Annotated in this window: 11 protein-coding genes; all 11 read left to right on the top strand. The window is 66.1% G+C overall.

Annotated elements, in window-relative coordinates; all coding sequences use genetic code 11:
- The first annotated feature begins 43 nt into the window (after positions 1-43).
- The 11 genes from argB (at position 44) to FVQ98_RS02880 (ending at position 12,354) form a co-directional block, all read left to right on the top strand.
- Positions 44-937, top strand: coding sequence for an acetylglutamate kinase (gene argB, locus FVQ98_RS02930; RefSeq protein WP_147911932.1), 894 nt, complete (start codon positions 44-46; stop codon positions 935-937).
- 151 nt (positions 938-1,088) lie between these two features.
- On the top strand, positions 1,089-1,751 hold the full coding sequence (gene slmA, locus FVQ98_RS02925) for a nucleoid occlusion factor SlmA (protein ID WP_147911931.1): 663 nt from the start codon (positions 1,089-1,091) through the stop codon (positions 1,749-1,751).
- A 90-nt stretch (positions 1,752-1,841) separates the two neighbouring features.
- Entirely contained in the window at positions 1,842-2,711 is an 870-nt protein-coding gene (locus tag FVQ98_RS02920; protein ID WP_147911930.1) for a fumarylacetoacetate hydrolase family protein, read from the top strand.
- Positions 2,712-2,821: 110 nt separating this feature from the next.
- On the top strand, positions 2,822-3,469 hold the full coding sequence (locus tag FVQ98_RS02915; RefSeq protein ID WP_147911929.1) for a TetR/AcrR family transcriptional regulator: 648 nt from the start codon (positions 2,822-2,824) through the stop codon (positions 3,467-3,469).
- Between the two features lie 41 nt (positions 3,470-3,510).
- Complete coding sequence (locus tag FVQ98_RS02910; protein WP_147911928.1) at positions 3,511-5,307, top strand: acyl-CoA dehydrogenase C-terminal domain-containing protein; 1,797 nt, start codon at positions 3,511-3,513, stop codon at positions 5,305-5,307.
- A gap of 127 nt (positions 5,308-5,434) precedes the next feature.
- Complete coding sequence (locus FVQ98_RS02905; protein ID WP_255507599.1) at positions 5,435-5,809, top strand: DUF2147 domain-containing protein; 375 nt, start codon at positions 5,435-5,437, stop codon at positions 5,807-5,809.
- 63 nt (positions 5,810-5,872) lie between these two features.
- Positions 5,873-8,272, top strand: a complete 2,400-nt coding sequence (locus FVQ98_RS02900; protein ID WP_147911926.1) for a 3-hydroxyacyl-CoA dehydrogenase/enoyl-CoA hydratase family protein — start codon at positions 5,873-5,875, stop codon at positions 8,270-8,272.
- Between the two features lie 160 nt (positions 8,273-8,432).
- A complete protein-coding gene (locus FVQ98_RS02895; RefSeq protein ID WP_147911925.1) occupies positions 8,433-9,638 on the top strand; it encodes an acetyl-CoA C-acyltransferase in 1,206 nt (401 codons plus the stop codon).
- Between the two features lie 13 nt (positions 9,639-9,651).
- Complete coding sequence (locus FVQ98_RS02890; RefSeq protein WP_147911924.1) at positions 9,652-10,581, top strand: alpha/beta hydrolase family protein; 930 nt, start codon at positions 9,652-9,654, stop codon at positions 10,579-10,581.
- A gap of 36 nt (positions 10,582-10,617) precedes the next feature.
- Positions 10,618-11,484 (top strand): acyl-CoA thioesterase, encoded by an 867-nt coding sequence (locus FVQ98_RS02885; RefSeq protein ID WP_147911923.1) that lies wholly within the window; start codon positions 10,618-10,620, stop codon positions 11,482-11,484.
- A 105-nt stretch (positions 11,485-11,589) separates the two neighbouring features.
- Entirely contained in the window at positions 11,590-12,354 is a 765-nt protein-coding gene (locus tag FVQ98_RS02880) for an enoyl-CoA hydratase (RefSeq protein WP_147911922.1), read from the top strand.
- The last annotated feature ends 83 nt before the right edge of the window (positions 12,355-12,437 follow it).

Here is a 12,437-nt window from a genome sequence, read left to right as displayed (position 1 = left end):
CATCGGCACTGGCCTGATCAACCAGTCCTTCTTGTAAAAGCCCATGTCGACCGAATCCAAAAGCCTTCCTCCCCGCGACAAAGCCGATATCCTCGCGCAGGCCCTGCCGTACATCCGCAAGTACCACGGCAAGACCATGGTCATCAAGTACGGCGGCAACGCCATGACCGACCCGGCGTTGCAGGCCGCGTTCGCAGAAGATGTCGTGCTGCTCAAGTTGGTGGGCATCAACCCAGTGGTGGTTCATGGCGGTGGCCCGCAGATCGAGACGGCGCTCAAGCGCTTGGGCAAACAGGGGCATTTCATCCAGGGCATGCGCGTCACCGACGCTGAAACCATGGAAGTGGTCGAGTGGGTGCTCGCCGGGGAAGTGCAGCAGGATATCGTCGGGCTGATCAACCAGGCGGGCGGCAAGGCTGTGGGGTTGACCGGGCGCGACGGTGGCCTGATCCGCGCACGCAAACTCAAGCTGATGGACCAGAAGGATCCCAATGTCCAGCACGACGTTGGCCAGGTCGGCGACATCGACCAGATCGATCCCTCGGTCGTGCAAGCCCTGCAGGACGACCAGTTCATCCCGGTGGTCAGTCCGATCGGCTTTGGTGAGCAGAACGAGAGCTATAACATCAACGCCGACGTCGTTGCAGCCAAGCTGGCCACGGTGCTGCAAGCCGAGAAGCTGCTCATGCTGACCAACATACCGGGCGTCTTGGACAAGGCAGGCGAACTGCTGCCCGAACTCACGCCGCGCCGCATTGACGATCTGGTGCAGGACGGCACCATTTCCGGCGGCATGCTGCCTAAGATCGCAGGCGCCCTTGATGCGGCCAAGAGCGGTGTGAATGCGGTGCACATCATCGACGGCCGGGTGCCGCATTCGATGTTGCTGGAAGTGCTGACCGATCAGCCGTTTGGCACCATGATCCGCTCGCACTGAACCGGGTTTTGTATCGACCAAGGGCGCGAAACGGGCGTCACAGGGCGGGCGGGCCGTGAAATCTGCCCCAAGTCAAGTCAGACTCGGGTAGACACTGTGAACGAAATGCTTCTGTTTGTGCGAGAATCATTTCGACACATTTGGTCGCCCTATGCTGCCGTCAGACCTCCCCGCCGAAGCTTCCTCCGCTACCGATGCTGCGCCCGCGCAAGCAGCGTTGGGGCGCAAGCGTCCCAAGCCGGGCGAGCGCCGCGCACAGATCCTGCAGGCCCTGGCAACCATGCTGGAGCAGCCGGGCGCAGAGCGGATCACGACCGCCGCTTTGGCAGCGCGCTTGGGTGTGAGTGAAGCCGCGCTCTATCGGCACTTCGCGAGCAAGGCGCAGATGTTTGAAGCGCTCATTGACTTCATTGAAAGCACCGTTTTCGGCCTGGTCAATCAGATCGCTGAACGCGAGGCTGCTGGCAGTGCCCGCGCAGCGCGTGTGGTCACCATGGTGTTGCAGTTCGCCGAGAAGAACCCCGGCATGACCCGCGTGATGGTGGGCGATGCCCTGGTATTTGAGAACGAGCGCTTGCAGCAGCGCATGAACCAGTTGTTCGATAAGTTGGAAGCCGCACTGCGCCAAGGTCTGCGCGACGCGGTGCTCGCCGATGGGCACGGGGCCGACAGCGTCACCCCCACGGCAGATGCGCAACTCAGCGCTTCGGTGCTAACGTCTTTCATGGTGGGGCGCTTGCAGCGCTTCGCGCGCTCGGGCTTCCGGCGCTCACCGACCGAATCGCTTGATGCTGCGTTGACCAGGATGCTCTGAAACCAGGAGCTGCTTGTGCCGATCCGACTAGGGCCAGAGCTGCATTCAGCTTAGCATGTAGATTCGGGGGGTACTTGATAGGACTCCCTGATGAAACTGCTTCGCTATGGCCCGATGGGCAAGGAAAAGCCCGGTGTGCTGGACGCCGATGGGGTGTTGCGCGACCTCTCGGCCGTCATCCCCGAGATCGGTCCGGCCCAATTGGGCGACGTGGCCTTGGCGCGCTTGCGCAGGCTCAACCTGGCGCAGTTGCCTGCCGTGCGTGGCCGCCCGCGCCTGGGTTGTCCAGTGGCGCAGGTGGGCAAGTTCATCGCCATAGGCCTGAACTACGCCGACCACGCGGCTGAGGCGGGCTTGCCCGTGCCGGCAGAGCCGGTGATCTTCGCCAAGGCCGTCTCATGCATCCAGGGGTCGAACGACCCGGTGATGCTGCCCAAGGGCTCGAAAAAAGGCGACTGGGAGGTCGAACTGGGCGTGGTCATCGGCCGCACGGCGCGGTACGTTGCGCAAAAGGACGCGCTGGACCATGTTGCTGGCTATTGCGTCGTCAACGATGTGAGCGAGCGCGAATTCCAGACCGAGCGCGGCGGCACCTGGGACAAGGGCAAGGGCTGCGACACCTTCGGCCCAATCGGCCCGTGGTTGGTCACGCGGGACGAAGTGCCCAACCCGCAGCGGCTGGGCCTGTGGCTGGATCTGAATGGCGAGCGCATGCAGACAGGCAACACCCGCACGATGGTGTTCAACGTCGCCAAGCTGATCAGCTACGTCAGCCGCTTCATGACGCTGGAACCGGGCGATGTGCTGACCACTGGCACGCCACCGGGCGTCGGCATGGGCTGGCGCGACGCGGCCGGCCAACCCGCGCCGCGCTACCTGAAACGCGGCGATCGCATGGCGCTGGGCATTGACGGCCTGGGCGAACAGCATCAGGATGTGGTGGCGTTCCGTCTGAAATAGGGCAGGGCGGCCCTGATCCTAGGGTAAATACCTAAGAGGGGCTGGGGTGAATCGCTTGGCGAATGCTCCGCTTCGACGCAAAATAGAACGACCGTTCGTTTTATTGAGCCATGCCCCAACGCTTAGCCTCCCCGACACGCCGTGCGCGGCCTGCGCCGGCCGACCGTGCGTTGGCCAAAGGCCAGCAGACCAAGGCCGCCATCGTCGACGCCGCCTTGCGCATGGCGGCGCAGGTTGGCCTGGAAGGCCTGTCCATTGGCGCGCTGGCCGAGGTGATGGAGATGAGCAAGTCGGGCGTGTTCGCCCACTTCGGCTCGCGCGACGAGCTGCAGATCTCGGTGGTGCGCGAATACTACGCGCGCTTCGAGGCCGAAGTTTTTCACACCGCCCTGGCGCTGCCGCGCGGCCTGCCGCGGGTGCGCGCGCTGTTCGAACACTGGATGCGCTACACCAGCGCCGAACTCGATTCCGGCTGCATCTTCATCAGCGGCGCGGTCGAATTCGACGACCGCCCCGGCCCCGTGCGCGACGCGCTGATTGAGGCCGTCACCGCCTGGCAAGAGGCCATGGAGCGCGCCGTCGCACAAGCCCGCGATGAAGGCCACCTGGTCCCCGACGCCGACGAACGGCAGATCACCTTTGAAATCCACGCCCTGATCCTGGCGCTGCACTACGACGCCCGCTTTCTGCAGCGCCCCGGTTCCATGGCGCGCGCGCTGCGCGGCTTCGACAACATCCTGGCGCGCTACGGCGCCTAACCGATTCACCGCTTCCCGAATACACCACAGGAGCTTTTTCCATGCCCAGCTACACCCCCCCTCTGCGCGACATGCAGTTCGTGATGCACGAAGTGCTGAACGTGGTCGACGAACTCAAGACCATTCCGCGCTACGGCGACCTGGACGCCGACACGCTCAACGCCGTGCTGGAAGAGGGCGGCAAGTTCGCCTCCGAGGTGACGCAGCCGCTCAACCTGATCGGCGATTCGCAAGGCTGCACGCTGGACAAGACCACACACGAGGTCACCACCCCCCAAGGCTTCAAGGAGGCGTACGCGCAGTACGTCGAAGGCGGCTGGGCCGCGCTGTCGTGCGACTCCGAGTACGGCGGCCAGGGCCTGCCCTTCGTCACCAACCAGTGTTTCTACGAAATGCTGAATGGCGCCAACCAGGCCTGGACCATGTACCCCGGCCTGTCGCACGGCGCGTACGAGGCCCTGCACGCGCATGGCACTGACGAGCAGAAGAAAAAGTACCTGCCCAAGCTGACCAGCGGCGAGTGGACCGGCACCATGTGCCTGACCGAGCCGCACTGCGGCACCGACCTGGGCATGCTGCGCACCAAGGCCGAACCGCAGGCCGACGGCACCTACAAGATCACCGGCAACAAGATCTTCATCAGCGCCGGCGAGCACGACTTCACCAGCAACATCCTGCACCTCGTACTGGCCCGCCTGCCGGACGCCCCCAAGGGCAGCAAGGGCATCAGCCTGTTCCTGGTGCCCAAGTTCATGGTCGCCGACGACGGCAGCCTGGGTGCGCGCAACCCGGTGTTCTGCACGGGGCTGGAGCACAAGATGGGCATCCACGGTAACGCCACGGCGCAGATTGCGCTGGACGGCGCCGTTGGCACCCTGGTCGGCGAGCCCAACAAGGGCCTGCAGGCCATGTTCGTGATGATGAACGCTGCGCGCCTGGGCGTGGGCAACCAGTCGCTCGGCCTGACCGAAGTGGCCTACCAGAACGCCCTGGTCTACGCCAAGGAGCGCCTGCAGATGCGCAGCCTGTCCGGCCCCAAGGCCAAGGACCAGCCGGCCGACCCGATCATCGTGCACCCCGACGTGCGCAAGATGCTGCTGACGGCCAAGGCCTACGCCGAAGGCGGCCGCGCCATGAGCATCTACTGCGCCATGATGCTCGACAAGTCGCTCTACCACCCCGACGAGAAGGTGCGCAAGGATGCCGACGACATCGTCGCGCTGCTCACGCCCATCGTGAAGGCCTTCCTGACCGACAACGGCTTTGCCGCCACCAACCACGCCATGCAGGTGTTCGGCGGTCACGGCTACATCCACGAAACGGGCATGGAGCAGTTCGTGCGCGACGCCCGCATCAACATGATCTATGAAGGCACGAACACCGTGCAGTCGCTGGACCTGCTGGGCCGCAAGGTGCTGGCCAACCAGGGCGCCACGCTGCGCAAGTTCGGCAAGCAGATCGAGACGCTGATCGCCGCCGAAGGCGTGAACGAGAAGATGGCCGAATTCATCAACCCGCTGGCCTACCTGGCGGACCAGATGACCAAGTTCACCACCGAAATCGGCTTCAAGGGCTTCGTCAACCCCGACGAAGTGGGCGGCGCCAGCGTCGACTACCTGCGCGTGGCCGGTCACCTCGTGTTCGGCTACTTCTTCGCGCGCATGGCGAGCGTGGCGTTGAAGGCCATCGCCGAAGGCAATACCGACCCGTTCTACCAGGCGAAGTTGCAGACCGCGCGCTTCTACTTCGCGCGCCTGTTCCCCGAGACCGCTAGCCTGATGCGCACCGCGCGCTCTGGCGTGGCCAACCTGCTCGACACAGACGCTGCGCTGGCCTGAGCCACGCAGATGGCCCAACAGCCTTCCTAGGGGTGATTTCATGAAGAATAGGCTTTCGGCCCTACAGCCATCTGCGCGAGCCGCTATTGCTTTGATAGTGTTTGCCGCAGGCTTGGCGAACGCCCAGATGACGCCCGTGGGCACCTGGCGCAGCGTTGACGACGACACCAAGCAGCCCAAGGCGCAGATCGTCGTCGCGGACCATGGCGGCGTGCTCACCGGCCACATCGAGCAACTGCTGCGCCCGGGCGCCGACCCCAAATCGGTGTGCGATCAGTGCAGCGGCGACCGCAAGGACAAGCCGATGGTCGGCCTGGAAATCATCCGCGGCGCCAAGAAGGCCGAAGGCAAGGACGTGTGGGAAGGTGGCCGCATCCTCGACCCCGAAAAGGGCAAGGACTACGCGCTGCGCCTGACACCCACCGACGGCGGCCAGAAGCTGGAAGTGCGCGGCTCCATCGGCCCCTTCTGGCGCACGCAGACCTGGCAACGGGTGAAGTAAATCGCCGCGCCGCGCGCCCTTGTGGCGCAGCGCGGCGCGACCAAGATCCAAGGAATGGATGACATGTCCCAGTTCAACGTGAAGAAAGTCGCCGTCCTCGGCGCCGGGGTGATGGGGGCGCAGATCGCCGCCCACCTCGTCAACTGCAAGGTGCCGGTGATCTTGTTCGATCTTCCTGCAAAGGAAGGCGACAAGAATGGCATCGTCACGCGCGCGATCGACAACCTCAAAAAACTCAAGCCCGCGCCCCTGGCCGTGGCCAGCGATGCCGAGCTGATCGAGGTCGCCAACTACGACGACGACCTGAAGAAGCTCAAGGGATGCGATCTGATCATCGAGGCCATTGCCGAGCGCATGGACTGGAAGAGCGACCTGTACCACAAGATCGCGCCCTTCGTGAGCAAGACCGCGCTGCTGGCCAGCAACACCTCGGGCCTGTCGATCACGAAGCTGAGCGAGGCGCTGCCCGAAGCGCTGCGCCCGCGCTTCTGCGGCATTCACTTCTTCAACCCGCCGCGCTACATGTACCTGGTGGAGCTGATCCCCACGCCCACCACGCAGCCCGAGGTGCTCGACAAGCTGGAAAGCTTTGTCACCACTGCGCTGGGCAAGGGCGTGGTGCGCGCCAAGGACACGCCCAACTTCGTCGCCAACCGCATCGGCATCGCCGGCCTGCTGGCGACCATGAAAGAGGCGGAGAAGTTCGGCCTGAACGTGGATGTGGTGGACGACCTGACGGGCAAGCGCCTGGGTCGCGCGTCCAGCGGCACGTTCCGCACCGCCGACGTGGTGGGCCTGGACACCATGGCCCACGTCATCAAGACGCTGCAGGACAACCTGACGGCCGAGACCGATCCGTTCTACGACAGCTTCGCCACCCCGTCGGTGCTGGCCAAGCTGCTGGACATGAAGAGTCTGGGCCAGAAGACGGGTGCGGGTTTCTACAAGAAGGTCGGTCGCGACATCCTGCGCTACGACCTCGAAAAGGACGAATACGTGCCGGCGGGCGCCAAGGCCGACGAAGTCTACGGCCGCATGCTCAAGAAAAAGGCGGGTGATCGTCTGAAGCTGCTGCGCAACGCCGAAGGGCCGCAGGGCCAGTTCCTGTGGGCGATCCTGCGCGACGGCTTCCACTACGCTGCCGTGCACCTGCAGGACATCGCCGAGACCGCGCGCGACGTCGACCAGGCCATGCGCTGGGGCTTTGGCATGAAGCAGGGCCCGTTCGAGCTGTGGCAGGAAGCCGGCTGGCTGGACGTGGCCAAGATGGTCCAGGAGGACATCGACGCCGGCAAGGCGCTCAGCAAGGCGCCGCTGCCGGACTGGGTGTTCAAGGGCCCGGTGGCCGATGCCGGTGGCGTGCACACCGAACAGGGTTCGTGGAACCCCGCCACGGCCACTTTCGAGCCGCGCCGCCAGCTGCCGGTCTACCAGCGCCAGCTGTTCCCCGAGCTGCTGCTGGGCGAAGGCGGGCCGCGCTTCCAGACTGCGGGCAAGACCCTGGCGGAGACCGATGCCATTCGCATCTGGACGCTGGACGATGAGGTCGTCATCGCCACGCTCAAAACCAAGATGCACATCATCAGCCCGGCCGCTGGCGAAGGCCTGATGCAGGCGATCGAGCTGGCCGAGGCGGACTACAAGGGCCTGGTGATCTGGCCGGGGGACGATCCGTTCAGCGTCGGCGCCGACCTGGAGACCATGCTGCAGGGCTTCGTCGCCGGCGGATCGAGCTTCGTCGACTCGCTCGAGAAAGAGTTGCAGGACGGCATGATGCGCATGCGCTACGCGCAGGTGCCGGTGGTGGCTGCAATCCGTGGCATGGCGCTGGGCGGCGGCACCGAGCTGTCCATCTACAGTGCACGCCGCGTCGCCATCATGGAAAGCTACATGGGCCTGGTTGAAGTCGGCGTGGGCCTGGTGCCCGGCGCCGGCGGCCTGACCTACATCGCCCGCCGTGCGGCTGAAAACGCCGCCACCAGCACCGACAAGGACTTGTTGCATTTCCTGACCGAAGGCTTCACCGCCGCGGCCATGGCTAAGGTCGGCACCAGTGCGCTGGAGTCGCGCCAACTCGGCTACCTGCTGTGGAGCGACGTCGTCGTGCCCAACAAGGACGAGCTGCTGTTCGTCGCCATTGCCGAAGCCAAGGCCATGCACGCGGCCGGGTATCGTCCGCCTATGAAGCGCCAGTTCCGTGTGGCCGGCCGCGACGGCAAGGCGACCATCCAGGGCCAGCTGGTCAACATGCGCGACGGCGGCTTCATCAGCCAGCACGACTTCCACATCGCCAGCCTGATCGCCGGCGTGGTGACCGGCGGCGATGTCGATCCCGGCACGCTGGTGGACGAAGACTACCTGCTGGCGCTGGAGCGCCAGGCCTTCACCTCGCTGCTGGCCAATCCCAAGACGCAAGAACGCATGATGGGCATGCTGTCCACCGGCAAGCCGGTCCGGAATTGAGATGCACCCCCCTGAGTCGCTTCGCGCCTTCCTCCCTCTCTGTTGGGAAGGGGGACAACGCCAGTGCCCGGCGCAGGTCCGTGCACGGCGTTCGCTGGCCAGCGTGGCGCCCATGGCATGCCCTGCCTAGGTGGCGGGCCAACCGAGAAAGAGTTCGACCATGAAACAAGTTCAAGACGCCTACATCGTCGCTGCCACCCGCACGCCCATCGGGCGTTCGCACAAAGGCTATTTCCGCAACACCCGTCCGGACGATCTGCTCGCGCACACGCTGCGCGCGGTGCTCGCACAGGCGCCGGGGCTGGACCCGGCAGCCATTGAGGACGTGATTTGCGGCTGCGCCATCCCTGAGGCGCAGCAAGGCCTGAACGTGGCGCGCATCGGCGCCGTGCTGGCCGGCCTGCCCAAGAGCGTGGGCGGCATCACCGTCAACCGCTTCTGCGCCTCCGGCCTGTCGGCCGTGGCTATGGCGGCGGACCGCATCCGCGTGGGCGAGTCCGAAGTGATGGTGGCCGCTGGCGTGGAAAGCATGAGCATGGTTCCCATGATGGGCAACAACCCCAGCCTGTCGCCCGCCATCTTCGGCAACACCGACAACGTGGACGACTACGGCATCGCCTACGGCATGGGCCTGACGGCCGAGAAGGTGGCGCAGCAGTGGCACGTCAGCCGCGCGGCGCAGGACGCCTTCGCGCTGGAATCGCACCAGCGCGCCATGAAGGCCATCGCCGCGGGCGAATTCAAGGACGAGATCACGCCCGTCACTGTGACCGAGCGCAGCGTCAACCTAAAGTCCGCCGAGGTCACTCAGACCGAGCGCGTGGTTGACATCGACGAAGGCCCGCGCCGCGACACCACGCTGGAAGGCCTGGCCAAGCTGCGCACCGTGTTCGCCGCGCGCGGCAGCGTGACGGCGGGCAACAGCTCGCAGACCAGCGACGGCGCCGGTGCGCTGATCCTGGCCAGCGAATCTGCGGTCAAGCGTTTCGGCCTGACGCCGCTGGCGCGCTTTGTCAGCTACGCCAGCCGCGGCGTGCCGCCGCACATCATGGGCATTGGCCCGATCGAGGCGATCCCGGCGGCGCTGAAGGCCGGTGGCCTCACGCAAGAGCAGATCGACTGGATTGAGCTGAACGAAGCCTTTGCCGCGCAGTCGCTGGCCGTCATCAACACGCTGAAGCTCGACCCCGCCAAGGTCAACCCCATGGGCGGTGCCATTGCGCTGGGCCACCCGCTGGGCGCCACCGGCGCCATCCGCTCGGCCACCGTGGTGCACGCGGTGCGCCGCCACCAGCTGAAGTACGGCATGGTGACCATGTGCGTCGGCATGGGGCAGGGCGCCGCCGGCATCTTCGAGCGCGTCTGAGCACGGCGGCGTGGTGACCCAGGCGCCTGCCGCGGCCGATTCCGACGCGGTGCTGAGCGCGCCGGACGGCGCCCGCATCGCGCTGCGCAGCTACCCGCCGACAGGGCCCGCCCACGGCTGCGTCGTCATCGGCGGCGCGATGGGCGTGCCGCAAAGCCACTACGCGCCCTTTGCGCGCTGGCTGGCGGCGCGCGGCTGGCGGGTGTTCAGCTTCGACTACCGCAGCCAGGGCGCTTCCCTCGCGCTTGGTCCCAGCCTGCGCCAATCGCGCGCCACGCTCCACGACTGGGCGCGGGACTTTGAAAGCGTGGTCGCCCACGCGCGCGCGACCACACCCAACGGGCCGCTGCTGCTGGTGGGCCACAGCCTGGGCGCGCAACTGCCTGGCCTGTTCGCGCAGCCGGACCAGGTGGACGGCCTGCTCGCTGTGGCCACCGGCATCGGCTATTGGCGCCACTACCCGGCGCGCCAGCGGCGCCAGTCGCCCCTGTTCTGGTGGGGCATCGTGCCGGTGACCACGGCGCTTGCGGGCTACTTCCCGGGCAGGCGCCTGGGGCTGATCGGCGACCTGCCGCGCGGCGTCATGTGGCAGTGGCGGCGTTGGTGCCTGCACCCCGAATACAGCGTTGGCGTGGAAGGCGCGGCGGCCCGCGCCAGTTACGCGCGCGTGCGCTTTCCCATCAGCGCCTTTCTGGTCAGCGACGACGAGATGCTGTCGGAGGCCTCGCTGCAGGGCTTGCTGGCGCTCTACACCGGCGCGCCGCAAGCCGTACAGCGCGTGGTGCCGGAAGCGTTGGGCTTGCCGCGCATCGGTCACCTGGGCTGGTTTCGAAGCGCCTGCGCCGACGCGCTCTGGCCGCTGACCGAAGCCGAACTGCACGCCCTCGCGACACTGCGCGGGCAAGGCACCGAAGCGACAAGCACCGCCGTGGTCGCGTGTTAGTTTTGCTGTCTTGACGAACTGACCGCCCTTCTTGCCATGAGCCGCAGCGACGCTTCTTCCACCTCCCTTCATCCGCTTGACGAGGCGCTGGCACTGGTGCCGCAGGCGGATGGCCCGGCGGCCGATGGCGCGCTGCGTTTTGACGGCGCCGCACACCCGGCCTACGCCAACATGGTCGGCCCGTTTGGCGGTGTGTCGGCCGCGCAGATGCTGCAGGCCGTGCTGCTGCACCCACAGCGCCTGGGCGACCCCATCGCCTTCACCGTCAACTTCGCGGCGGCCGTGGCCGACGCGCCCTTTCACATCTGGGCGCAACCGGCGCGCACCAACCGTTCGACCCAGCACTGGACGCTGCGCATGACGCAGGCCGACGCGCAGGGCGCCGAACACACCGTGCTGACCGCCACTGCCGTCACCGCCGTGCGCCGCAGCACCTGGAGCGTCAACGACACCCCCATGCCCGAGGTGGCTGCACCGGACGAGGTCGCGCGAGCAGAGGTGCGCGGGTGGGTCCGCTGGATCGAGCGCTACAACATGCGCCCGCTGGTCGGCCCCATGCCGACCGAATGGGACGGCAGCGAGACCCCGAGCCTGACGCGCATGTGGGTGCGCGACGAGCCGCCGCGCCCGCTCGACTTTGCCAGCCTGGCCGCGTTTTCCGACGTCTTCTTTCCGCGCGTGTGGCGCCGCCGTGCCGTGCAGACGCCGATCGGCACCGTGTCGATGACCGCGTACTTCCACGTCGACGCCGCCACGCTGGCCGCGGTGGGCGACGGTTTTCTGTTGGGCCAGGCCGCGGGCCAGGTGTTTGCCAACGGCTTCTTCGACCAGACCGGCCAGCTGTGGAGCCAGACCGGCGAGCTGCTGGTCACGACGCAGCAAATCGTCTATTACAAGGAATAGGGCTTCAAGCCAAAATTGCCTGTGGCCCTAGATGGGATTGCGCGGGCAGCTCCGTAATTTGTAGCGCAATATTTTTTTCCGTTCACCCCAACCCACGCAATTCGTATGTCCGACATCCTCATTCACCAAGAAGCCGGCGTGCTCACGCTCACCTTCAACCGCGTCGAGCGCAAGAACTCTATCCACGTCGCCATGTACGACGCGCTGGCCACCGCCATCGAAGGTGCAGCCACCCACGACGCGGTGCGCGTGGTGCTGGTCCAGGGGCACGAGACCGTGTTCTCGGCCGGCAACGACCTGGAGGATTTCCTGAAGAACACGCCGGCCGGCACGGATTCGCCGGTGTTCCGCTTCCTGCGCGCCATCGCCACGCTGCCCAAACCGCTGGTGGCCGCCGTGTGCGGCCCGGCGGTGGGCGTGGGCACCACCATGCTGTTCCATTGCGACCTGGTCTACGCGGGCGACAACGCCGCGTTCTCCATGCCCTTCGTCAACCTCGGCCTGTGCCCGGAAGCCGCGTCCAGCCTGCTGGTGCCTCAGATGTTCGGCTACCACCGCGCGGCCGAAGCGCTGCTGCTGGGTGAGCCCTTCATGGCCGAAGCTGCGCTAGAGGTCGGCCTGGTCAACCGCGTGCTGCCGCCCAGCGAGTGCAACCGCTTCGCACGTGAGCAGGCGCTGAAGCTCGCCGCCAAGCCGCTCAGCAGCCTGATCACGACCAAGCAGTTGATGAAGGGCGGTCAGCAGCAGGCCGTGATTGAGCGCATGGACGAAGAAGGCGCCCACTTCCGCCGCATGCTGGGTGAGCCCGCCGCGCGCGAAGCGATGACGGCGTTCATGCAGAAAAGAAAGCCCGATTTCAGCCAGTGCTGAGGGACAGGCGCGCCGCGTTGGCGCGTCACCATGCTGGCTGGCGATGCAATGCCTTTTCGGCCGTCGGCCCTACGGCAATCTGC

This window comes from Ottowia flava (assembly GCF_008017535.1).
GTDB classification, from domain to species: domain Bacteria; phylum Pseudomonadota; class Gammaproteobacteria; order Burkholderiales; family Burkholderiaceae_C; genus Ottowia; species Ottowia flava.
Note: the sequence above shows the minus strand (reverse complement) of the source record. Positions and strands in the feature narration are given on the sequence as shown.

Excerpts from the sequence above, each read along its gene's own strand:
- argB (WP_147911932.1), top strand. The coding sequence starts at position 44 with ATGTCGACCGAATCCAAAAGCCTTCCTCCCCGCGACAAAGCCGATATC.
- slmA (WP_147911931.1), top strand. The coding sequence starts at position 1,089 with ATGCTGCCGTCAGACCTCCCCGCCGAAGCTTCCTCCGCTACCGATGCT.
- FVQ98_RS02920 (WP_147911930.1), top strand. The coding sequence starts at position 1,842 with ATGAAACTGCTTCGCTATGGCCCGATGGGCAAGGAAAAGCCCGGTGTG.
- FVQ98_RS02915 (WP_147911929.1), top strand. The coding sequence starts at position 2,822 with ATGCCCCAACGCTTAGCCTCCCCGACACGCCGTGCGCGGCCTGCGCCG.
- FVQ98_RS02910 (WP_147911928.1), top strand. The coding sequence starts at position 3,511 with ATGCCCAGCTACACCCCCCCTCTGCGCGACATGCAGTTCGTGATGCAC.
- FVQ98_RS02905 (WP_255507599.1), top strand. The coding sequence starts at position 5,435 with ATGACGCCCGTGGGCACCTGGCGCAGCGTTGACGACGACACCAAGCAG.
- FVQ98_RS02900 (WP_147911926.1), top strand. The coding sequence starts at position 5,873 with ATGTCCCAGTTCAACGTGAAGAAAGTCGCCGTCCTCGGCGCCGGGGTG.
- FVQ98_RS02895 (WP_147911925.1), top strand. The coding sequence starts at position 8,433 with ATGAAACAAGTTCAAGACGCCTACATCGTCGCTGCCACCCGCACGCCC.
- FVQ98_RS02885 (WP_147911923.1), top strand. The coding sequence starts at position 10,618 with ATGAGCCGCAGCGACGCTTCTTCCACCTCCCTTCATCCGCTTGACGAG.
- FVQ98_RS02880 (WP_147911922.1), top strand. The coding sequence starts at position 11,590 with ATGTCCGACATCCTCATTCACCAAGAAGCCGGCGTGCTCACGCTCACC.